Source organism: Streptomyces corynorhini, assembly GCF_003346515.1.
In the GTDB taxonomy this organism is placed as follows: domain Bacteria; phylum Actinomycetota; class Actinomycetes; order Streptomycetales; family Streptomycetaceae; genus Streptomyces; species Streptomyces corynorhini.
Window position 1 is genome coordinate 1 of the sequence record NZ_QQNA01000082.1, and the last position, 22669, is coordinate 22669.

At 70.9% G+C, this 22669-nt stretch carries 18 protein-coding genes, 1 tRNA gene and 1 riboswitch; of the genes, 15 read left to right on the plus strand and 4 right to left on the minus strand.

The genetic code is table 11. The annotated features are described in order from the left end of the window. Positions 1-22 precede the first annotated feature (22 nt). Positions 23-1201 (minus strand): acyltransferase family protein, encoded by a 1179-nt coding sequence (locus tag DVH02_RS11950; protein ID WP_233518173.1) that lies wholly within the window; start codon positions 1199-1201, stop codon positions 23-25. Positions 1202-1459: 258 nt separating this feature from the next. Between DVH02_RS11950 and DVH02_RS11955 the strand changes: the two genes are divergently transcribed. The 12 genes from DVH02_RS11955 (at position 1460) to DVH02_RS12010 (ending at position 15632) form a co-directional block, all read left to right on the plus strand. Beyond that, positions 1460-2116: a SurA N-terminal domain-containing protein gene (locus tag DVH02_RS11955; protein WP_114623765.1), complete on the plus strand. Its 657-nt coding sequence runs from the start codon at positions 1460-1462 to the stop codon at positions 2114-2116. A 126-nt stretch (positions 2117-2242) separates the two neighbouring features. After that, entirely contained in the window at positions 2243-3223 is a 981-nt protein-coding gene (locus tag DVH02_RS11960) for a nucleoside triphosphate pyrophosphohydrolase (RefSeq protein WP_114623766.1), read from the plus strand. Positions 3224-3500: 277 nt separating this feature from the next. Then, complete coding sequence (locus DVH02_RS11965) at positions 3501-4577, plus strand: peptidoglycan recognition protein family protein (protein ID WP_233518174.1); 1077 nt, start codon at positions 3501-3503, stop codon at positions 4575-4577. Positions 4578-4757: 180 nt separating this feature from the next. Next, positions 4758-6011, plus strand: coding sequence for a cytochrome P450 family protein (locus DVH02_RS11970; RefSeq protein ID WP_114623768.1), 1254 nt, complete (start codon positions 4758-4760; stop codon positions 6009-6011). Between the two features lie 239 nt (positions 6012-6250). Beyond that, positions 6251-7015 carry a transglycosylase family protein gene (locus DVH02_RS11975; RefSeq protein ID WP_233518175.1) on the plus strand — a complete coding sequence of 255 codons (765 nt, stop codon included), beginning with the start codon at positions 6251-6253 and terminating at the stop codon, positions 7013-7015. Positions 7016-7365: 350 nt separating this feature from the next. After that, positions 7366-7539: riboswitch (cyclic di-AMP (ydaO/yuaA leader) on the plus strand. A gap of 6 nt (positions 7540-7545) precedes the next feature. Continuing rightward, the gene (locus DVH02_RS11980; protein ID WP_114623793.1) at positions 7546-8268 is read left to right on the plus strand and encodes a transglycosylase family protein; all 723 of its coding nucleotides are present in this window, start codon (positions 7546-7548) and stop codon (positions 8266-8268) included. Positions 8269-8508: 240 nt separating this feature from the next. Continuing rightward, positions 8509-9804 (plus strand): phosphopyruvate hydratase, encoded by a 1296-nt coding sequence (eno, locus tag DVH02_RS11985; protein WP_114623770.1) that lies wholly within the window; start codon positions 8509-8511, stop codon positions 9802-9804. 252 nt (positions 9805-10056) lie between these two features. Further along, complete coding sequence (locus DVH02_RS11990) at positions 10057-10530, plus strand: FtsB family cell division protein (protein ID WP_114623771.1); 474 nt, start codon at positions 10057-10059, stop codon at positions 10528-10530. A 62-nt stretch (positions 10531-10592) separates the two neighbouring features. Further along, positions 10593-11147, plus strand: a complete 555-nt coding sequence (locus DVH02_RS11995; RefSeq protein WP_114623772.1) for a DUF501 domain-containing protein — start codon at positions 10593-10595, stop codon at positions 11145-11147. After that, positions 11144-12106: a Ppx/GppA phosphatase family protein gene (locus DVH02_RS12000; RefSeq protein ID WP_114623773.1), complete on the plus strand. Its 963-nt coding sequence runs from the start codon at positions 11144-11146 to the stop codon at positions 12104-12106. Before DVH02_RS11995 ends, DVH02_RS12000 begins: the two co-directional genes overlap by 4 nt. Before the next feature lie 526 nt (positions 12107-12632). Continuing rightward, positions 12633-14012 carry an NAD(P)/FAD-dependent oxidoreductase gene (locus DVH02_RS12005; RefSeq protein WP_114623774.1) on the plus strand — a complete coding sequence of 460 codons (1380 nt, stop codon included), beginning with the start codon at positions 12633-12635 and terminating at the stop codon, positions 14010-14012. 297 nt (positions 14013-14309) lie between these two features. Next, a complete protein-coding gene (locus DVH02_RS12010) occupies positions 14310-15632 on the plus strand; it encodes an SAM-dependent methyltransferase (RefSeq protein ID WP_114623775.1) in 1323 nt (440 codons plus the stop codon). Positions 15633-15910: 278 nt separating this feature from the next. On the opposite strand, the gene DVH02_RS12015 is transcribed toward DVH02_RS12010, so the two are convergent. Both DVH02_RS12015 and DVH02_RS12020 read right to left on the minus strand, forming a co-directional pair. Continuing rightward, positions 15911-18469, minus strand: a complete 2559-nt coding sequence (locus DVH02_RS12015) for an ABC transporter permease (RefSeq protein ID WP_114623776.1) — start codon at positions 18467-18469, stop codon at positions 15911-15913. 101 nt (positions 18470-18570) lie between these two features. Beyond that, the gene (locus DVH02_RS12020) at positions 18571-19341 is read right to left on the minus strand and encodes an ABC transporter ATP-binding protein (RefSeq protein ID WP_114623777.1); all 771 of its coding nucleotides are present in this window, start codon (positions 19339-19341) and stop codon (positions 18571-18573) included. Between the two features lie 381 nt (positions 19342-19722). Between DVH02_RS12020 and DVH02_RS12025 the strand changes: the two genes are divergently transcribed. The 3 genes from DVH02_RS12025 (at position 19723) to DVH02_RS12035 (ending at position 21376) form a co-directional block, all read left to right on the plus strand. Continuing rightward, positions 19723-19805: transfer RNA gene (locus tag DVH02_RS12025), tRNA-Leu, on the plus strand. Positions 19806-20003: 198 nt separating this feature from the next. Next, positions 20004-20870: a Bax inhibitor-1/YccA family protein gene (locus DVH02_RS12030; protein WP_114623778.1), complete on the plus strand. Its 867-nt coding sequence runs from the start codon at positions 20004-20006 to the stop codon at positions 20868-20870. A 185-nt stretch (positions 20871-21055) separates the two neighbouring features. Next, positions 21056-21376 (plus strand): hypothetical protein, encoded by a 321-nt coding sequence (locus DVH02_RS12035; protein WP_114623779.1) that lies wholly within the window; start codon positions 21056-21058, stop codon positions 21374-21376. A gap of 19 nt (positions 21377-21395) precedes the next feature. Here DVH02_RS12035 and DVH02_RS12040 read toward each other — a convergent pair whose 3' ends face one another. Then, positions 21396-22355, minus strand: a complete 960-nt coding sequence (locus DVH02_RS12040; protein WP_199566249.1) for a hypothetical protein — start codon at positions 22353-22355, stop codon at positions 21396-21398. Positions 22356-22669 lie beyond the last annotated feature (314 nt).

Genomic DNA, 22669 nt, shown 5'->3' on the forward strand with positions numbered 1-22669 from the left:
GGACCCCGGCTCGGGCCAGGAGCTACGCCGGGTGCATCCGAGCAGCCTGTAGCTTCATCGCCCGCCGCAGCCGTGGTCCGACCGGCTTCTCCACCAGCCGGTGGATCAGCCAGGCGAGGACGAGCATGCCCACGATCGTCGCCCCGAGCGTCACCCCCGCCGGTACGCCGAAGTGCCGGTGCAGGACGCTGATCGCGAACCAGCCCAGATGCTCGTGGACCAGGTAGAAGGGGTACGTGAGCGCCCCGGCGAAGGTCAGCCAGCGCCAGTTCGCCCAGCGCAGCCAGCCCAGCGCGACGGCCGCGACCGCCGCGAAGGCGAAGGTGACGATGAGCAGGATCACGTACGGGGAGCGGGGCTGGAAGACCTGGGTGGCCCCCGGGCTCCACAGCGAGACGGTCGCGAAGTGCTGGCCGAGCAGCCAGCTGGTGGCGACGATGGACCAGAGCAGCAGATCGCCGCCGTAGCGGTGGATCAGATAGAGCGCGAGCCCGCCGATGAAGAACGGCGCGTACTCCCGCATCACGATCTCCTCCACGAGCGGGACGGCGGCGACGCCGGACAGCGCGGCCGCCACCGTCCACAGACAGCAGAAGATCACCACCCGGCGGTAGGTGACGCCCTTCCAGACCACGAACAGCGCGAACAGCAGATAGAAGCGCGCCTCGACCCACAGGGTCCAGCACACCCCGAGCACCCGGCGCACTCCCACCGGCTGCTGGAGCATCGTCATGTTCACCAGGATCTCGTCCAGCCGCAGCGGCTCACTGACCGAGGGCAGTACGACACAGGCGGCGGTGACGAGGACGATGGCCGCCCAGTACGCGGGATAGAGCCGCGAGACGCGCGAGCGGAAGAAGTCCCCGAGCGACCGCCCCCAGCTGCTCATGCAGATCACGAAGCCGCTGATGACGAAGAAGACCTGCACGCCCAGGCAGCCGTACACGGCGAGCGTCGACAGCCCGGGGAACAGCTCCTTGGGCGACTGGCCCCAGACATCGGTGATCTGCCCGCCTCTGCCCGCGTAGTGGTAGAGGCAGACCATGAGCGCCGCCAGGATGCGCAGCCCGTCCAGGGCGCGCATACGGTCGGGCTTCGGGGCGGGGGCGGGGGCGGCCGGCGGCGCCGCCGGATCCCGGCGGCCCTTCGGCCCGGGGCCCGGATCCGGGTCCTGGACCCGGGCCAGTGTCGCGTGCGTCATGCGGGAGGACACTAGGCGGCGCTCGGTGAACGGGGCGTCGTCCGGCGGGTGAACAGGGCTGCCAGGCAGATGACTTGCGGGTGAACGGGCCACCGCGCGGGCCGCGGGCCGGGCCACCGGAACGGCCCGGGGCCGTACGCGCACCCCAATCTCTCGGTGAATCGTTGTCCAACCAGTGGCCCAGGCCACGCCGACTGCCTAACATCGATCACCGCAAGGTCTTGTGCATCGCCGCACAATCACGCCGGGAGGCCCCCTTTGCACCGCCGTCGTCGTACCGCGCTCTCCTTGTCCGTCGCGCTTCTCGCCGCGGCCCCGCTGCTCACCGCCTGCGGCGGCGACTCGCACCCCGGAGCGGCGGCGGTCGTGGGCGGGCAGCGGATCGAGGTCTCCGCGCTCCAGGCCGAGGTCCAGGACGTACGGTCGGCGCAGCGGTCCACGCCCGACGCCGACCAGCTCATCAAGAACACCGGACAGCTCGGCCAGGCCAAGCTGAACAACATGATCTTCGACCGGATCCTCCAGCGGTCCGCCGACGACGCCGGGGTGAAGGTCAGCCGCAAGGAGGTCCAGGCCATCCGGGAGCAGGCCGTCGCGGGATCGGGCGGGGAGCGGCAGTTCGTCGAGACGCAGCTCCAGCAGCGCGCGCTCACCTCGGACCAGATCGACACCGCGATCCGCCGCGAGGTGCTGTTCGACAAGCTCGCGAAGGCGCTGGGCGCGGACACGTCGACGCCGCAGGGCGTGCAGACCGCGCTCGCCGATCTGACCGCGACGTCGAAGAAGCTCGGGGTCGACGTCAATCCGCGCTACGGCAGCTGGGACGAGAGGGAGGTCAGGCTGACGGAGGCCAAGCAGTCCTGGATCACCCAGATCACGCGTGAGGCGACGGAGGAGCAGCCGACGGGCGCGTGAGGCGCTGACCGCTCCGGCCCCGGCGTCGCTCCGGCCCCGGCGTCGCTCCGGCCCCGGCGTCGCTCCGGCCCGGTCACGCTCCGGCCCCGGCGACCGGGGCCGTGCGCGCGGCGGTAGGTTCGTGGGGTGACACATGAAGCTCCCGGGGCCCCCGGCCGTATCGTCCTGCTGACCGCCAGCCACCGGGTCGCGCCCGGACTGCTGTCCTGGCCCGCCTGGCGGACGCTGCACGAGGCGGACCGGGTGCTGTGCGCCGACGCAGGCCATCCGCAGCTGCCGTATCTGCGCGAGGCCGGCGTCACCGTGGAGCACGCCGCCCCGGACGCGCGGGAGCTGGTCGACGCCTGCGCCGGTGGCCGTACGGTCGTGGTCCTGCCCGCCGCCGAGGGCGAGGGGACCGACGCGCGGCTCACCGACGGCCTCGCCGGGCTCGCCGGGTCGGGCCGGGTGCGGATGCCCGACCTGGAGCTGCTCCCCGGTTCGTACGACCTGCCGGGCGCCCGGCTGCTCGACCTCGTCCAGGTCATGGACCGGATCAGGGCCGCGTGCCCGTGGTCGTCGCTCCAGACGCACCGGGGGCTGGCCAAGTACGCGATCGAGGAGGCGTACGAGCTGGTCGAGGCGATCGAGGACGGGGAGCGCGCCGGGCTGCGCGAGGAGTTGGGCGACGTGCTCCTCCAGGTCGTCTTCCACGCCAGGATCGCCGAGGAGGATCCGGACGAGCCGTTCTCCGTCGACGATGTCGCGGGCACCCTCGTGGACAAGCTGATCCACCGTCACCCCCATGTCTTCGGCGACGAGACGGCCGAGACCCCCGAGGACGTCAAGGCGCACTGGCTCCGCACGAAGGCGGACGAGAAGCGGCGCGCGTCGGTCACCGACGGCGTGCCGGTCGGACAGCCGGGGCTGGCGCTCGCCGCCAAGCTCGCGAGCCGGGTCCGCACCGCCGGGCTGGAGGTCGCGCTGCCCGGGGGCGAGGGCATCGGCTACGAACTGCTCGCCCTGGCCGTGCGCGCCGAAGAAGCGGGCGTCGATCCGGAGACGGCGCTGCGCGCGGCCTCCCGTACGTACAGGGACGCGATCCGGGCCGCCGAGGGTCTCGCGTAGGCGGGCCGGCTCCGGCCGTACGGGAGGCGAGGCGGAGGAGAGGCGGAGGAGAGGCGAGGGGCGGTGGCCCTCGCGGGTGTCTTGTACCCTTCGCGTTCCAGCGTTCTCGCACGGGCCGACGCCCGTGCGCCGCAAGGAACTTGAAAGGTGCCCCTCTTCTATGTCCGCTCTCCCCCAAGAGCCCGCTCCCGCCCCTTCCGAGGCGTCCGAAGCCCCTTCTTCCGCGCCGTCCCCCTCCTCCCACCGCGTCAGGTCCCGGTTCTCCCGGCGGGGTGTGATGGGCGCCGCCGGAGCGGTGGCGGCGGCTGCCGTCGTCACCCCCATGGTCTCGGCCGCCCCGGCCGACAGCGCGAAGGACGGTACGGCCGACGGCGCGGACAACGGCGTGACGGCCGGTCCCGGCGAGAGCGTCGAGACCTTCCCCGCGACCCGCTCCCGGGCGGCCACAGGGGAGCGGCCCGTCGAGGCCGCGTTCCCCATCGGCCATGTCGGGGTCCGGTGGGACGGCCCCGCCGACGGCGCACAGATCCGGCTCCGGCGGGCCGACGGCGGCGAGGGCGAGTGGACGCCGCTCGGCGGCGGCTGCTCACCGGCCAACGGCGGCGCGGCGCTGGTCGCCGCGGGCGGCGCGGCGGGCTACCGGCTGAAGGCCGCCAAGGGCGCCACCGGTCTGCGCTCGCTCGCCATCGACACGGCGAAGGGCCCCCGGCACGGCATCGCGGTCCCGGCGGACACCACCCGTGTGCGGGGAGTCGCCTATCTGTCGCGCGCGGCCTGGGGCGCCGACGAATCCAAGCGGTTGAATCCGGACGGTACGGAGAACTCCCCGAGGGTCTACTACCCCTTCCAGACGGTCACGGTCCACCACACGGACACCGTCAACGCCGACCCCGACCCGGCGGCCACGGTGCGGGCGATCTACGAGTTCCACGCCATCGACAACGACTGGGGCGACATCGGCTACCACTTCCTCGTCGACGAGGCGGGCACCGTCTACGAGGGGCGCTACTCGGGCGACGCCGGACTTCCGGCGCACGACGCGGACGGCAACCTGGTGACCGCCTTCCACGTCGGCGGGTTCAACTCCGGGAACCTCGGTATCGCCCTGCTCGGAGACCTGACGGAACAGGGGCCGACCGACGCGGCGCGCGACGCGCTCACCCGGCTGGTCTCGGCGGTGGCGCGTCTGCACGGCCTGGACCCGCGGGCGGAGCTGACCTACGTCAACCCCGTCAACGGCGTCACGAAGGACGTCCGGTCCCTCAGCGGCCACCGCGACTGGATGGAGACCGACTGCCCCGGTGACGTGATGTACGGGGAACTGGAAGCCCTGCGCGAGCGCGTCACCGGATAACCGCGGCGCCGGATATCCGCGGCGCCGTACGACCACACCACCCGACAGGGACGGCCCCGCGTCGGCCCCGCCCCTCCGGCCGTCCGGTCCGGCCGTCCGGTCCGGCTGTCCCTCCGGCTGTCCGGTCCGGCCGTCCGGTCCGGCCGTAGTCCCCGTCGCCCCGGCGGCTACGGTCGGAGGGTGCCCGACACGTATGAGAACCGCCCTGTCCCCGAACTCTTCAGCTGGGAGTTCGCCACCGATCCCTACCCGGCCTACGCCTGGCTGCGCGAGCACGCGCCGGTGCGCAGAACGCGGTTGCCCAGCGGGGTCGAGGCATGGCTCGTCACGCGGTACGGGGACGCGCGTCAGGCGCTCGCGGACGCGCGGCTCTCCAAGGACTCGGCCCACCACGCGGGGTCGGACCACGCCAAGGGGAAGACGGGCATCCCGGGCGAGCGCAAGGCGGAGCTGATGACGCATCTGCTGAACATCGACCCGCCCGACCACACCCGGCTGCGCCGACTGGTGTCCAAGGCGTTCACGCCCCGCAGGGTCGCCGTATTCGCCCCGCGCGTACAGGAACTGACCGACCGGCTGATCGACGGGTTCGCGGCACGCGGCGAGGCGGATCTCATCCACGATTTCGCCTTTCCGCTCCCCATCTACGCGATCTGCGATCTCCTCGGGGTACCGGCGGAGGACCAGGACGACTTTCGCGACTGGGCCGGCATGATGATTCGCCACGGCGGCGGGCCGCGTGGCGGCGTCGCGCGTTCCGTGAAGCGGATGCGCGGTTATCTGGCCGAGCTGATCCACCGTAAAAGGGCGAATCCCGGCGACGACCTGATCTCCGATCTGATCCGGTCGAGCGACCACGGCGAACACCTCACGGAGAATGAGGCCGCCGCGATGGCTTTCATCATCCTGTTTGCCGGATTTGAGACGACGGTCAATCTCATCGGTAATGGCATGTACACGCTTATGCGGAATCCGGAACAGCGGGCCCGGCTCCAGGATTCGCTGGCGGCGGGGGAGACCGGACTGCTCGCCACCGGGGTCGAGGAACTCCTGCGGTACGACGGTCCGGTGGAGCTGGCGACCTGGCGGTACGCCACCGAGCCGCTCACCCTGGGCGGACAGCGCGTCGAGGCGGGCGACGCGGTCCTCGTGGTGCTCGCCGCCGCCGACCGGGACCCGGAACGCTTCGCCGAGCCCGATGTGCTGGATCTCGCCCGGCGTGACAATCAGCACCTCGGTTACGGGCACGGCATCCATTACTGCCTCGGCGCGCCGCTCGCGAGAGTGGAGGGGCAGACCGCGCTGGCAACCCTTCTGACGCGTCTGCCGGACGTGCGGCTTGCGGAAGATCCTGCCGATTTGCGGTGGCGGGGCGGGCTCATCATGCGTGGATTGCGCACGCTTCCGGTGCAGTTCACGCCATTGTCCGAGTGATAGCGCGGAGGCCGGGAAAAGGGCAATCCGGCGCAATTCCCTGACGGTTCGTCAAGACTGTGACTTTCGCGTGATCTCCGCTGCATCGACTTGTGACAAGCGTTCGAGTACCGCTACGTTCACGACGGCTCAGCGTTTACCCGCCGGGTCGAACTGACAGTCACACGGAAGGCAACCGCATGCGATCCGGGAAACATCGTCGGCCTCGCCAGGCCCCTGCCCTTCTCGTTGCCGCGGGGGTGACCGGATCGGCGATCGCCATCCCGCTGTTCGCCGCCAGCGGCGCCAGCGCGGCGGACGCCTCCACGTGGGACCGCGTCGCCGAGTGCGAGAGCGGCGGCCGTTGGAGCGCCGATCTCGGCAACGGCTTCTTGGGCGGGCTTCAGCTCACGCAGGAGCTGTGGGACAGCTTCGGTGGCGAGGAGTACGCGGCCAGCCCCGACCTGGCGAGCCGTTCGCAACAGATCGCGGTGGCCGAGAAGGTGCTCGACGCGAAGGGCACCACGGTGTGGTCGAGCTGCGCCTCGGTCTCCGGCCTCGCGAAGGGCATCACGGGCGTCGTCGGCGGCGTGGTCGACGGCGTGACCGGCTCCGGACAGGGCGACAAGGGCACCGGCCAGTCGGACGGCTCCTCGGCCACCCCCGGCTCCTCGTCCTCGGACGACGGCCACGGCGGCACCGCGACGGGCGAGCCCTCGCCCTCGGGCTCCTCCTCCGCCCCGGCGCCCGGAGCCACCGGCTCCGCGGGCTCCGACGCCTCCGCGCCCTCCCAGGGCAAGCACCGGGGCGCCGCCGCCGACGAGACCGACGCCTCGGCCGATTCCGGCAAGGAGCGCGAACCGAACGACCGTGCCTCGCGCGGCGGCGGCTCCGGCCGGGCCGGCGGCAGCCTCACCGATGTGACGGGTGGTGAGGAGGCCGGTCAGGGTGAATCCGTCGACGTGGGCGGCGAGCCCCTCTCCGTCGTGATCGGCGCCCAGAAGGTCGCCGGGGGCTGGGTCTGAGGTGAACGGGGCGCCGTTGACGCCGACGGCGCCCCGTTCCGCCCTGGCCAGAGGCGTGGCCGAGGCTCCGAAAACGCCTCGATCGAGGGGCAGTTCGCCGCCTTATGTCCGCTTCTGCGCAAATGAGACAAGGGTCTCTTTGCCGCAACTGGGGTCTTTTGGCCCCCCGGTTGATCCGATCCGCTCCCACCTGCGGAAACGTGATGGCCCCCCAGGGGTGGAAGGGTGATTCCTCCCGGATGTCCTTCTTTGAACAACCGGTGGGCCTGTGATTACGGTCTGAACCGCTCGCACCGCGGGCCCCGTCGACCGAAACGCCGAATCCTGCCGTCGGTCGGGGGGAGTAGTCGTCGCGTCAAGCGCCGAAGGCAGGAGCGGGGGACCCAATGGTTCGCGCCGGTCCCGGCCGTCGAGAGACGGTCCGGGGACGGCTTGGGGTGAAGCCGCGTGTGAGAGCACGCGGCCGGGCAACTCACTTGGCCCGAACCCGACAGCTGACCTCGTAGGCGTCGGTGAGGAGATGCTCCATGCTGCTGTTTTCCAGCAAGGCCAAGCACCGTCGTCCGTCCAAGGCCGTCCGGTACGCCACGCTCGCCGGTATCACCGGTGCCGCCGTCGCCGCCCCGCTGATCGGCGCCACCTCCGCCTCCGCCGCGACCGCCTCCGAGTGGGACCAGGTCGCCCAGTGCGAGTCCGGCGGCAACTGGTCCATCAACACCGGCAACAGCTTCTACGGCGGCCTCCAGTTCACCAGCTCCACCTGGGCCGCGTACGGCGGCACCGCCTATGCCGCCCGCGCCGACCTGGCGTCCAAGTCCGCCCAGATAGCCGTCGCCGAGAAGGTCCTGGCCGGCCAGGGCAAGGGTGCCTGGCCGAGCTGCGGCGTGAACCTCTCGGGCGCCTCGTACAGCGGCGGCTCCGGTACGCAGTCCGCCCCCAAGCAGCAGGCTGCCCCGAAGCAGCAGTCCGCCCCCAAGCAGCAGTCGGCCCCCAAGCAGCAGGCCGCCCCGAAGCAGCAGGCGCAGCCGCGGTCGAGCCGCGCCGAGGCCCAGCCCGCCTCACGCGGCCAGAGCCGGCCCGCCACGATCAAGAAGGGTGACGGCGAGTACCAGGTCAAGTCCGGCGACACCCTCTCCAAGATCGCCACGGCCCACCAGGTCAAGGGTGGCTGGAAGAAGGTCTTCGACCTCAACAAGGACATCGTCGACGACGCCGACGTCATCTACCCGGGCCAGCGGCTCCACCTGAGCTGACCCTCTCCCGGGCCGCCCCGCGCGGCTCGGGCGCACCACCCCCGTTCTCCCCGGCCCGGCGCGTTCACCCCCGTACGCGCCGGGCCGGGGTCTGCGCCGTCGCGACCCGGCCTTCCGGTGTTACCGGTCGGTACAGGGTGATAGGGGGCAGCCTCGGGCCGACCGATCATCCCGGGCCGGTTAGGCTCATGGCGCAAGGCCACTGAGACCTTGCGCCCACGCGTCACATCCCAGAAGGAGATGCTCGTGCCGTCCATCGACGTCGTCGTAGCCCGGGAAATCCTCGACTCCCGAGGCAACCCCACGGTCGAGGTCGAGGTCGGCCTCGACGACGGCAGCACCGGTCGTGCTGCTGTCCCCTCCGGTGCCTCCACCGGTGCGTTCGAGGCCGTCGAACTCCGCGACGGAGACGCCAGCCGCTACCTGGGCAAGGGTGTCGAGAAGGCCGTCCTCGCCGTCATCGAGCAGCTCGGCCCCGAGCTGGTCGGGTACGACGCCACCGAGCAGCGCCTCATCGACCAGGCGATGATCGACCTGGACGCCACCGAGAACAAGGGCTCGCTCGGCGCGAACGCCATCCTCGGTGTCTCGCTCGCCGTCGCGCACGCCGCCTCGGAAGCCTCGGACCTCCCGCTCTTCCGCTACCTCGGCGGCCCGAACGCGCACCTGCTGCCCGTTCCGATGATGAACATCCTGAACGGCGGCTCGCACGCCGACTCCAACGTGGACATCCAGGAATTCATGATCGCCCCGATCGGCGCGGAGTCCTTCTCCGAGGCGCTGCGCTGGGGTGCCGAGGTCTACCACACCCTCAAGAAGGTCCTGAAGCAGAAGGGCCTGTCCACCGGCCTCGGCGACGAGGGCGGCTTCGCGCCGAACCTGGAGTCCAACCGCGCCGCGCTCGACCTCATCCTCGAAGCGGTCAAGGAGGCCGGTTACGTCCCCGGCCGCGACATCGCGCTCGCGCTCGACGTCGCCGCGTCCGAGTTCTACAAGGACGGCGTCTACGAGTTCGAGGGCAAGTCGCGCTCGGCCGCCGAGATGACCGAGTACTACGAGGAGCTGGTCGACGCCTACCCGCTCGTCTCCATCGAGGACCCGCTCTTCGAGGACGACTGGGCCGGCTGGAAGGTCATCACCGACAAGCTGGGCTCCAAGGTCCAGATCGTCGGCGACGACCTCTTCGTCACCAACCCGGAGCGCCTCGCGCGCGGCATCGAGGAGGGCTCCGCCAACGCCCTGCTCGTCAAGGTCAACCAGATCGGTTCGCTGACCGAGACCCTGGACGCCGTCGAGCTGGCCCAGCGCAACGGCTTCAAGTGCATGATGTCCCACCGCTCGGGCGAGACCGAGGACGTCACCATCGCCGACCTCGCCGTCGCCGTGAACTGCGGCCAGATCAAGACCGGCGCCCCGGCCCGCTCGGACCGCGTCGCCAAGTACAACCAGCTGCTGCGCATCGAGGAGATCCTCGACGACGCGGCGGTGTACGCGGGCCGCAGCGCGTTCCCGAGGTTTCGCTCCGCGAACGATTAAGAGGATGCGCTCTGCGAACGATTAAGAGGACGCGCTCCGCGAACGACCAGGCGGACACGTTCCGTGAACGACCGATCAAGAGGACGCGCTCCGCGAACTACTGATCAAGAGGACGCGCTCCGCGAACTACCAAGAGGTGCGCGGAGCGACCCGTACGAGAGGGCGGCGGCCCACCGCCCGTCGTCCCTGCGTCCCCGGCCGCGGTCCCGTACCGTGTCCGGGGACGTACGCACGTGACAGGGGAGGCGAGCGATGGCCGGGAACCGGGACCGGTTCTCCACCGCTACCAGGCTGCGGCTGCTCGGCGAGCAGACCGCCGCCCGTGTCTACCGCTCGCAGAACCGCAGGCAGGACCGCCGCTCCCGGCTCACCGGGCGCGCGGCCTTCCTCGCCCTCGTGGTCTGCACGCTCGTGGTGGCGCTCGCGTATCCGATGCGGCAGTACGTGTCGCAGCGCAACGAGATCGCCGACCAGGAACGGCTGGCCCGGGAGGCGAAGCTCCGGGTCGAGGAGTTGCGCGACGAGAAGGCGCGGCTCAAGGACGACGCGTACATCCGGCGGCTGGCCCGCGAGCATCTCCACTATCTGATGCCGGGTGAGACGGGTTACACCGTGATCGACCCGGAGACCGCGAAGGAGCGGCGCGAGGACCAGGAGGCGGCCGACCGGCCCTGGTACTCGAACGTCATGGACGGCGTGGACAACGCGGACCGACCGGACAGGTAGCCCCGGGGCCGCCGGGCTCCGTACGTACACCACGACCGCAGAACTTTCAGAACAAGGCAGGCATGGACACGCCCCCTCCGCAGACCGAACGCACCGAGCCCACCGACGCGGACGTCGCGGCGTTCAAGGAACAGCTCGGCCGCCCCCCGCGCGGACTGCGCGCCATCGCGCACCGCTGCCCGTGCGGACAGCCGGATGTCGTGGAGACCGCCCCCCGGCTCCCCGACGGCACCCCCTTCCCGACCACGTACTACCTCACCTGCCCGCGCGCGGCCTCGGCGATCGGCACGCTGGAGGCCAACGGCGTCATGCGGGAGATGACCGAGCGGCTGGCCACCGATCCCGAACTGGCCGCCGCCTACCGCGCCGCGCACGAGGACTATCTCGCCCGGCGCGACGCCATCGAGGTGCTGGCGGGCTTCCCGAGCGCGGGCGGCATGCCGGACCGGGTGAAGTGCCTGCACGTCCTGGTCGGCCACTCGCTGGCGGCGGGCCCCGGGGTGAACCCGTTGGGCGACGAGACGCTCGCGCTGCTGCCCGAGTGGTGGGCGAAGGGCCCGTGCGTGAGCCCGTGCGCGGCCGTGACCGGCCCGCAGACCGAGAGGGGTACGGCATGACGAGGGTCGCCGCCGTCGACTGTGGCACGAACTCGATCCGTCTCCTGGTCGCCGACGTGACGGCGTCCGACGGCGCCTCCGGCGCGGGAACGCCGGGCGAACTGACCGACCTGGACCGGCGGATGACGATCGTCCGGCTCGGCCAGGGCGTGGACAGGACGGGGCGGTTCGCCCCGGAGGCGCTGGAGCGCGCCTTCGCCGCCTGCCGGGAGTACGCCGCCGTCATCGAGGAGCACGGCGCGCGACGGATCCGCTTCGTCGCCACCTCCGCCACGCGCGACGCGGCGAACCGCGACGACTTCGTGCGCGGCGTCGTGGAGATCCTGGGCGTCGAGCCCGAGGTGATCACCGGTGACCAGGAGGCCGCCTTCTCCTTCACCGGCGCCACCAGGGAGCTGCCGGGAGGCGACAGCCGGCTGGTCGTGGACATCGGCGGCGGCTCCACGGAGTTCGTCGTCGGCGACGACCGGGTGCGCGCGGCGCGCTCGGTGGACATCGGCTGCGTACGGCTGACCGAGCGCCATCTCGTCCGGGACGGGGTGGCCTGCGACCCGCCCACCCCGGAGCGGATCGCCGCCATACGGGCCGACATCGAGGCCGCCCTCGACCTCGCGGAGGAGACCGTCCCGCTGCGCGAGGCCCGCACGCTGGTGGGCCTGGCCGGGTCCGTCACCACGGTCGCCGCGATCGCGCTCGGCCTGCCGACGTACGACTCCACCGCGATCCACCGCTCGCGGATCCCCTACGACCAGGTCAAGGCGGTCACCGACCGCCTGCTGGGCGCCACCCACAAGGAACGCGCCGCGATCCCGGTCGTGCACCCGGGCCGCGTGGACGTCATCGGCGCGGGCTCCCTCATCCTGCTCGCCATCATGGAGCGCACGGGGGCCGCGGAGGTCGTCGTCAGCGAGCACGACATCCTGGACGGGATCGCCTGGTCGGCGGCCGAGGGGACGTAGGGCCTCTCGTTTGGATCATGCCGGGCTCGCGAGCCCTGGCACCGCGCCTCGCCGCGTTGTCCGGCCTGACGGGAGTTCTCCGACGGTTCGGAGGACTCCCGGCCGCGGTGGACATGTCTGGAATGTGCTGCGGAAGGGTCCGGAGTCAGGGCCCTCCGGGGGCCGGTTCACGGGACTCCCCGAGGTCGCCGGGGAAAAGTTCGTGAAGTTCTTCACAAGGAATTCGGCACTCCCGGGTATTCCTGCCGCCGTTCGGGGCCTTCTGTCAGGGCCGCAAGCGCACAGCGCCCTTATACCGGGTGGTTCCGGGCGTGTTGCGCCGAGATGAACAAGGTGGTCGGCCGCCTCCCGCGCGAGACGCGTAGGGGCAGCTCACGAGGGGTGCACAACGTCCGGACACCCGGTCCGGTTCCCCTGCCGCACTGCGATCTGGATCACGTGGGCCGCGGAGTGTAGCACGGGGGCGTCCAGTCCTTGTGAAGGGGCTCACGAGCACCCCCCCGGGGCGAGGTGGATACTCGATGGCATGAGCACCACGGAGCGTCCCAGGATCCTCGTTGTAGGCGGTGGGTACGTAGGCCTGTACGCAGCTCGTCGCATTCTGAAGAAGATGCGCTACGGGGAGGCGACCGTCACGGTCGTCGACCCCCGCTCGTACATGACGTACCAGCCCTTCCTCCCCGAAGCCGCCGCCGGCAGCATCTCGCCTCGGCATGTCGTCGTACCGCTGCGACGCGTGCTGCCCAAGGCCGAGGTGCTCACCGGCCGGGTCACGACCATCGACCAGGACCGCAAGGTCGCCACGGTCGCGCCGCTCGTCGGCGAGACCTACGAGCTGCCCTTCGACTACCTGGTCGTCGCGCTCGGCGCGGTCTCCCGCACCTTCCCGATCCCCGGCCTCGCCGAGCAGGGCATCGGCATGAAGGGCATCGAGGAGGCCATCGGGCTGCGCAACCACGTACTGGAGCAGCTGGACAAGGCCGACTCCACGACCGACGAGGAAGTCCGCCGCAAGGCGCTGACCTTCGTCTTCGTGGGTGGTGGCTTCGCCGGTGCGGAGACCATCGGTGAGGTCGAGGACCTGGCGCGGGACGCCGCCAAGTACTACACGAACGTGAAGCGCGAGGACATGCGCTTCGTGCTCGTCGACGTCGCCGACAAGATCCTTCCCGAGGTGGGCCCGAAGCTGGGCGCCTGGGGCAAGGAGCACCTCGAGAGCCGCGGCATCGAGATCTACCTCAAGACCGGCATGGACTCCTGCGTGGACGGCCACGTGGTCCTCAACAACGGTCTGGAGGTCGACTCCCACACCATCGTGTGGACCGCCGGCGTCAAGCCCAACCCGGCGCTCGCCCGCTACGGCCTCCCGCTGGGCCCGCGCGGTCACGTCGACACCAACGAGAAGCTCCAGGTGCAGGGCACCGACTACGTCTGGGCCGCGGGCGACAACGCCCAGGTCCCGGACGTCGTCGGCCGCAAGGCCGGCAACCCGAACGCCTGGTGCCCGCCCAACGCCCAGCACGCGCTGCGGCAGGCGAAGGTCCTCGGCGACAACGTGATCTCCGGGATGCGCGGCTTCCCGCAGGCCGAGTACAGCCACGCCAACAAGGGCGCGGTCGCCGGTCTCGGCGTCCACAAGGGCGTCGCCATGATCGTCATGGGCAAGATGAAGATCAAGGTCAAGGGCCGGCTCGCCTGGTACATGCACCGCGGCTACCACGGCATGGCCATGCCGACCTGGAACCGCAAGATCCGGGTCTTCGCCGACTGGACGCTCGCCATGTTCCTCAAGCGCGAGGTCGTCTCGCTCGGCGCCATGGAGACGCCGCGCGAGGAGTTCTACGAGGCCGCGAAGCCGGCCCCGGCCGCCGCCTCCGCGGAGCCGGAGAAGGCCAAGGCCGGCTGAGCGCCCGCCAGACACTCCGCGGTACCCGCAGTACCCGCGGCTCCGAAAGGGCCGCCCGCCATCCGTGGTGCGGGCGGCCCTTTCGCGCGCCCCGCGCGGACCGGCGGCACGCCGCGCCGCGCGCCCCGCGCGGACCGGCGGCACGCCGCGCGTAGCCACCCGTACCGTACGAAAGTACGTGGTAGGCACAGGTATTTTGCCTGTCCATTGCGCGCCGTCGGGACTGCATCGGCCCGCCTCCGGTGTTTACGTGGTGTTGAGCACGTCGGGATCCGACCACCACGGAGGTACAACGCCATGGCCGACGCCGCGCTGCGGCTCACCACTCTCGCCGAAGAGTTGCTGGGGGCGCCGCTCCCGATCCGTATCCGCGCCTGGGACGGCAGTGAATCAGGCCCCCCGGACGCCCCGACCCTGATCATCCGTAACCGCCGCGCCCTGCGCCGACTCCTGTGGAAGCCCGGCGAACTGGGTCTCGCGCGGGCCTGGGTGGCCGGCGAGATCGACGTCGAGGGCGATCTGTACGCCGCACTCGAACACCTCGCCGGACTCATCTGGGAGCGCGGCGCCGAGGCGAAGGACACGGTCCACCCCGTACTCGACCCCCGGATGCGCGCTGCCGCCAAGGGACTGGTCCGGATCGTGGGGGCCCTGCCGCCGCCCGCCCCGCCCGCGGAGGAGATCCGCCGCCGCACCGGCGCCCTGCACACCAAGCGCCGCGACAAGGCGGCCATCAGCCACCACTACGACGTGGGCAACGACTTCTACGAGCTGGTCCTCGGCCCGTCCATGGTCTATTCGTGCGCCTACTGGGACGCGGACGCCGCCAGGGACACCTCCGGCACGGGGCACGGACTCGAAGACGCACAGCGCGACAAGCTCGATCTGATCTGCCGCAAGCTCGCTCTCCAGGAGGGCGACCGGCTCCTGGACGTGGGCTGCGGATGGGGTTCCATGGCCATGCACGCCGCCCGCGAGTACGGCGCCCGGGTCACCGGCGTCACCCTCTCCCGCGAGCAGGCCGCCTTCGCCCGCAAACGCATCGCGGAGGAGGGGCTCACCGACCGGATCGAGATCCGCGTCCAGGACTACCGGGACGTCAGGGACGGTCCGTACGACGCGATCTCGTCCATCGGTATGGCCGAGCACGTCGGCTCCGTGCGGTACCGCGAGTACGCCGACGACCTCTACAGCCTCCTGAAACCGGGCGGCCGGCTGCTCAACCACCAGATCGCCCGGCGGCCGGAGAGGGACGAGGGCGCGTACCACGTCGACGCGTTCATCGACGCGTACGTCTTCCCCGACGGCGAGCTGGCGCCGCTCGGCCGCACCCTCGCCACCCTGGAGGAAGCGGGCTTCGAGGCGCGGGACGTCGAGTCGATCAGGGAGCACTACGCCCTGACCCTGCGCCGCTGGGTACGGAACCTGGAGGAGCACTGGACCGAGGCCGTACGGGCCACCTCCGCCGGGCGCGCCCGCGTCTGGCGGCTCTACATGGCGGCCTCCGCGCTCTCCTTCGAGCGCAACCGGATCGGTGTGAACCAGATCCTCGCCGTGAAGACCCCCGAGAGCGGCGCGTCGGGGCTGCCCCTGCGGGCACGGCAGTGGGGCGCCGCCTGACGGCCCGTGGGCGCTGACGGAAAAGGGGCCGGGCCCGGGGAGCGGCTCTCCCCGGGCCCGGCCCGTACGTCGTCCGCCGGTGCTTAGAGGCCGCGCGGATAGGTGGGGCGGCGTCGCGGGGCGATGGGCGGCGCCTGGCGGCGTTGTCGTCGGTCCACGACTCCCCCACTGCCTTAAGGGCGTGGGAGGTGCCCCCTCCGCGTCGCCTCCCTCCTCCGCCTTGCCATGCTTGCCCCTCACCCCGCTCCTTCCTCCACCCCACCTATCCGCGCGGCCTCTTATTCGGTCTTGATGGCCGTCAGCATGTTCAGCCGCGCCGCGCTGCGGGCCGGCCAGAGCGCGGCGAGCATGCCCACCACCGCGGCCAGCGCCATGAAGACCGCGATCCGGTCCCACGGGATGACCAGCGCGTAGTTCGGGATGCTGCCCTTGATGGTCTCGCCGATCGCCCAGCCCAGGAAGGTGCCGAGCCCCACCCCGATCAGCGCGCCGAAGACCGAGATCACCACGGCCTCCAGCCGGATCATCCGCTTGACCTTGGTGCGGTCGAGGCCGATCGCGCGCAGCATGCCGATCTCCTGCTGCCGTTCGAAGACGGACATCGCCAGCGTGTTGACGACGCCCAGGACCGCGATGATCAGGGCCATCCCCAGCAGGGCGTACAGGATGTTCAGCATCGTGTTGATGATGCCGCTGAACTCGTTCTTGATGCCTTCCATGTCCTTGATGCTGATCGCCGGGTTCTTGCCCAGCGCGTCCACGAGAGCCTGTTCGTTCGCCGTGCTCTCGCCGCCGGCCATCTTCACCCAGATCTCGGTGATGTACGGCTTGGCCTGGTGCCGGTCGGCCAGCTCGGTGGAGGTGAGCAGTTCGCCCAGGAAGTCGACCTTCTGGATGACGGCGCCGACCTTCAGCTCCTCCTTCTTGCCGTCGCCGAACTTCGCGGGGACCGTGTCGCCGGGCTTCCACCCCTCCGACTTGGCGATCTCCTCGCTGATCGCGATCGTGTTCGCGTCCTTCGTCATCGAGGAGAGGGAGCCCGAGACGGTCGTGATGTTGAAGAGCTTCTCCAGCTCGGCGGGGGCGAGCGCGGTGGCGTTCCGGTAGTCGTCGCCGGTCTCGAACGAGGCCATCTGCCGCGGCGAGAGCGCGGACACGCCGGGCGCCTTCCGCAGCGCGTCCACCGCCGACGGGTCGATGGAGTCGAAGCCCGCCATCGACACCTGGTAGTCGGCCCTGATGTTGTCCGACGTCGACTTGTCGATGGCGGTGCCGACCGTGATGCCGACGACCGTGAGCGTGGTGACCAGGGTGAGCCCGATGGCCAGCGCGGAGGCGGTGGCTCCGGTGCGCCGCGGATTGCGCGCGGCGTTCAGGCTGGCCAGCTTGCCGGAGACCCCGAAGACCGAGCTGAGCAGCGGCCGTACGAGCGCGATGACGGGGCGCGACAGCAGCGGGATCAGCACGATGACGGCGATCATCGTCAGGAACGCGCCGCCGCCGATGATGTACCCGCCGTCCTTGTCGGCCGCCGCGCCGAGCACGATCACCGCCGAGCCGATCAGGGCCAGCAGGCCGCCGATGGAGTTGCGGACGATCAGCGACCTGGTGGTGGACGGCAGGTGCGCGCTGCCCATCGCCGCCACCGGCGGGATCTTCGCGGCCTTGCGGGCGGGCAGCCAGGCGGCCAGGACGGTGATCAGCACACCGACGGCGAACGCCGCGACGACCGCCGTGGGCGAGACGACCAGCGGGCCCGCGGGGACCTTGGCGTCCAGCAGCCCCATCGCGGACCGCAGCCCGATCGCCAGCCCGAGACCGATGAGGAAGCCGACCACGGAGGCGACCACGCCGACCACTCCGGCCTCGATCAGCACCGAGCGCTTGATCTGGCGGCGGGAGGCGCCGACGGCGCGCAGCAGCGCCAGTTCCTTGGTGCGCTGGGCGACCAGCATGGTGAAGGTGTTGGAGATCAGGAAGACCCCGACGAACAGCGCGATGCCCGCGAAGGCCAGCAGCATCTGGTTGAGGCTGGACAGGCCGTTCTCGATGTCCCTGGCCTGGTCCTCGGCGAGCTGCTCGCCCGTCGCCACGTCGGAGTCCTCGGGGAGGAGCTTCACCACCTGGGCGCGGATCTCGTCGTGCGAGGCGCCCGCCTCGGCGGTGACGGACAGCTCGCTGAAGTAGCCGGGCTCCAGGTAGAGCTTCTGGGCGACGTCCGTGTCGAACAGCACCAGGCTGCCGCCCGCGTTGACCGCGCCGTCCTCGGTGGTGAAGATCCCGCTGAGGGTGTACTCCTTCACCGGCCCGTTGGTGGCCACGCGTACCGTCTCGCCGACCTTGTACTTGCCCCGGGCGGCGGTGTCCTTGTCGAGGGCGACCTGACCGGCCTCGGTCGGGCCCGCGCCCTCGGTGAAGTCGTAGGCCGGGTCCTTGCCGTCCTTGCCGGGCGTGAAGTTGCCACCCGTGTTGGACCAGCCGTTGCCGATCAGCTTGCCGTCGGGGTCGCCGACCCCGGCGAAGCCGCTGACCCGGCTGGTGACGGAGGCGACGCCGGTCAGCTCCCCGATCCGGTCGACGGTCTTCTGGTCGACGCCGGGGGTCCCCTTGTCCGCGTCCGACTCCGAGTCGCTCTCGTCGTCGCGGGTGTCCCAGACACGGGCGCCGACGGCGACGTCCTTGTAGCTCTTGGCGCTCTGGTTGTGGAAGGCGTTGCCCAGGGTGTCGGTGAATATCAGGGTGCCGGAGACGAAGGCGACGCCGAGCATGACGGCGAGCACGGTCATCAGCAGCCTGGCCTTGTGCGAGAGCACATTGCGCAGGGCGGTACGGAACATGGTGGGATTCCTGGTGAGGTGGGGGACCGGGACAGGTGGGCAGGGCCGGGGAGCGGAGATGCCACCACCCGGGTTGACGGAGCGTCGGAACCGGCGGTGCGTCAGCTGGTGCGGCCCTTGGCGTCGAACGCCTTCATCCGGTCGAACACGGCGTCGGCGGTGGGGTTGAGGATCTCGTCGACGATCCGGCCGTCGGCGAGGAAGATCACCCGGTTCGCGTACGAGGCGGCCACGGCGTCGTGCGTCACCATGACGACGGTCTGCCCCAGCTCTCGAACAGAGTTCCGCAGGAAGCCCAGCACCTCCGCGCCGGAGCGCGAGTCGAGGTTCCCGGTGGGCTCGTCACCGAAGATGATCTCGGGCTGGGAGGCGAGCGCGCGCGCCACCGCGACGCGCTGCTGCTGGCCGCCGGAGAGCTGGGTGGGCCGGTGGCCGAGCCGGTCCGCCAGGCCGATCATGCTGATCACCTGGTCCAGCCACTGCTTGTCCGGCTTGCGGCCCGCGATGTCCATCGGGAGGGTGATGTTCTCCAGCGCCGTCAGGGTCGGCAGCAGGTTGAACGCCTGGAAGATGAAGCCGATCTTGTCCCGGCGCAACTGCGTGAGGTGCTTGTCCTTCAGCGTCGACAGCTCGGTCTCGCCTATCCGTACGGAACCCGAGCTGAAGCTGTCGAGACCGGCCACGCAGTGCATGAGGGTCGACTTGCCCGACCCGGACGGGCCCATGATCGCGGTGAACTCGCCCTGCCGGAAGTCCACGGTCACCTTGTCGAGTGCGACCACCTGGGTCTCACCCACGCCGTAGACCTTCGACAGCTCGTGAGCGTGGGCGGCGACCGCGGTGGCGCGGTGGGCGATCGGGGTGGTCGTCACGGGGGGATCTCCTGTCGGACGGGCTCGCTTCGGGGACGACCTCATCGTTCCGTCCGCACGCCGCCGGGTCGTCCCTCCCCGTGCCCGTTCCCGGGGCCCTCTTGGGTCTGACCGCCGGGCCGATCTCTCCTCCTCGGGTATGACATGACCCCTGAGACGGCCGCGATCCCATGCCGATTGCGTGACCGGGCGGCGACTTTTCGTCATTCCTGGGAGCCTCGTTACGAGATGCCCATCCGCGCCCGGCATGTGCGGATGGGCCGGTACGTGTCCTGACGCACCCTCAGACGTCAATAAAATAAGACAACATCGGGTAGTCACTCGGCTGTTCGAGTGGTGTGTCCCGATAGGCTCCTGTGCCAACGCGGCGTCGCGCGCCGTGCCCGGATGGTGGAATGCAGACACGGCGAGCTTAAACCTCGCTGCCCCTCGGGGGCGTGCCGGTTCAAGTCCGGCTCCGGGCACATCACCGGCCGGCATCGGCGTCTCCCCCGGTGCGAAGGCCGGTTTCGAGGATGTGACATGAAGCACTCCCGCGCGACGCGGGAGGCCGCGCGCGATGTCACGATTGACGAAAGATCCTCCCCGAGCACTAGGGCGTACGCTTTGCTCTCCCATTACTCTTGACGCAAGGCCGCGCTGGGTGGCCATGGAGGAGTGAGATGAGGAGCAGTAACCCGGTCTTCTCGCGACGGGGCTTCAGCCGCGACAACGGCCACGCGGGCTTCAACGCGGCGCCGCAGGCCGGGGGCGCCGCCGTTGGAACCAACCCCTACGCGACCAACCCGTACGCGCCGCAGCAGGGCACCCAGTTCGGTGCCGGTCCGCAGGCGCCCGCGGGCCCCGGCGTCATGACGATCGACGACGTCGTGACCCGCACCGCGATGACGCTCGGCACGGTCGTCCTGACCGCCGTCCTGTCCTGGGTCCTCCTGCCGGTGGACCAGGCCAACCTCGGCAAGTCGTACGGCATCGCGATCGGCGCGGTGCTCGTGGCGTTCGTCCTGTCGATGATCCAGGCGTTCAAGCGCAAGCCGGCCCCGGCGCTGATCCTGTCGTACGCCGCCTTCGAGGGTGTCTTCCTCGGCGTCATCAGCAACGTGGTGAGCACCTACGTCGCGCCCGGCGTGGTCATCCAGGCGGTCATGGGCACCATGGCGGTCTTCGCCGGTGTCCTCTTCGCGTACAAGATGCGCTGGATCCGCGTCACGCAGCGCTTCCAGGGCTTCGTGATGGCCGCCGCCATGGGCTTCATGCTCCTGATGGTCGCCAACATGCTCTTCAGCGTCTTCGGCGGCGGTGACGGCCTCGGCTTCCGCAGCGGCGGTCTCGGCATCCTCTTCGGCGTCATCGGGATCATCCTGGGCGCCTGCTTCCTGGCGCTCGACTTCAAGCAGGTCGAGGACGGCGTCGCCTACGGCGCGCCGCGCGAGGAGTCCTGGCTCGCGGCCTTCGGTCTCACCGTGACCCTGGTGTGGATCTACATGGAGATGCTGCGGCTGTTCTCGATCCTGTCGGGCAACGACTAGGTTCTGGCGGTGCGAAGGACGGCGCGTCACTGACGCGAACGCCGAAGGGGTCCGCGGGCTGTTGCCCGCGGACCCCTTCTTCGTCGGCCGGTCTCCTTCGGCCGGGCCGGTTGCCCGCGCGTCCGGCCCTCGGCAGGACCTGCCGGCCGTCGCGGGCGGCGGGGCGGGCGCGTAGGGTCGGCCACGTGCTCGATACGACGCCGCTGACGGCCGCCACGGACCGATTCGCCGACCGGCTGCGCGGCGCCCCGCAGAGCCGCCTCCAGCGCGGCGCCGCCGCTGCCGCGCTGGAGCTGGCCAGAGAGCTGTCCGTACGGGCGCAGCGGCTCGAAGAGGCCGGGGGACAGCCGCGGATCATGCCGGACGCGGGTGTCTTCGCGGTCGCGGACCAGCTCACCGTCGCGGCGGCCGACCTGGTCGAGGCATGGCGAACGGCCCCGTCCGAAGCCGAACTGGACGAGGCCGTGAGGCTGGTCGGGCGGACGGTCGCCGCCGCCGGGCTGTGAGCCGCGGCGCGGCCGACGGCTACAGAGAGGCTATGACGCGGTCCGCGAGGATGTAGACGTGCTCGGCGCCGTCCGCGCTCTCGCCGCCGCCGCCGGTGGCGTCGTCGCCGCAGGCGAAGGTCAGCGCGTAGGCGCCGGAGACACCGGACCCGCCCAGCAGGAACGGGGTCTCACCGGCCCGCAGCGCGTCGGCGAGCCGCTCGGCGGTCTCGCGGTGACCCGGCGTCATACAGAGCGTCGTGCCGTCCGCGAAGACGTAGACGTCGAGGGTGCCCAGCGGTCCCGGCCGTACGTCCGCGAGCGCCGTCCGGGTCTCGGCCAGCTCCTCCAGCCGCGCGACGGTCCGCTCGTGGTCGGTGACGACGGGCGTCCTGACCGGGACGAAGTCCGGGTGCGAGGGGTGCCGGCGACGGGCGGCGGCCAGCTCGGGGGAGTCCTCGGCGAACTCCGCCGCCTCGACCGCCCCGCTCACCTCGCTGACCTCGGTCAGCTCCGGGTAGTCCGCGAAATCGGTGAAGTCGGTGAAGTCGTCGAGCGCTTCGAGGGATTCCAGCGCGTCGGTCTCGCCGGTCACGTCGGCGCCGTCGAGGCGCATGGCCTCCAGACCGGCGAAGTCCGCCTGGCGCGGCACGTAGAAGGGCGCCTCCTCGGTGCCCAGCCCGGCCAGGCCGCCCAGCATCGACGGGGCGTCGGCCGCGTCCCTGGCCTCCTGCGCGGCCCAGAAGGCGCGCGCCTCGGCCAGCTCGCGTTCCCGCTCCTCGGCCAGCGCCTCGGCCACGGCGGTCCTGATGGCCTGCGTCTGGGTGGGGTGCATCGCGCTTCTGGCCTGCGGTACGGACGCCGAGAAGCCGCCCGGTCGGTCCGCCGCCAGTTCGCGGCGCAGGGCGCTGACCTGTCGGCGCAGCACATGAGCGGCGTGCAGGGCAGCGACACCCACGGCCGTGGCGGTGGCCGTGGTCAGCAGCAGGGCAAGAGACATGGCGCTCACTGACTACTCCCGATTCCGATCGATACCCCCGACTTCCTACCTCAGCTTGTCGTGGGCCCGTGCCCGTCGTCAGTGCATTACGTCACCAAATGGACAGGTCTTTGGGCCTTATGTTTGCTTCGCGCGCGGTTCTGACCTGGGCAAACGAATCTCCCCCGGGCATAGGTCACATCCTGGGGGAGATTCAGTCACGACTGGGGATCGGTGCGGCGTAACCATGCTTTTCGGTACGGAGCGACTACGGTGCGCGACGCTTGCCGCCCCGGGCGGCCCTGCCTCCCGGGGCGGCTCAGCTCAGCCGCGCG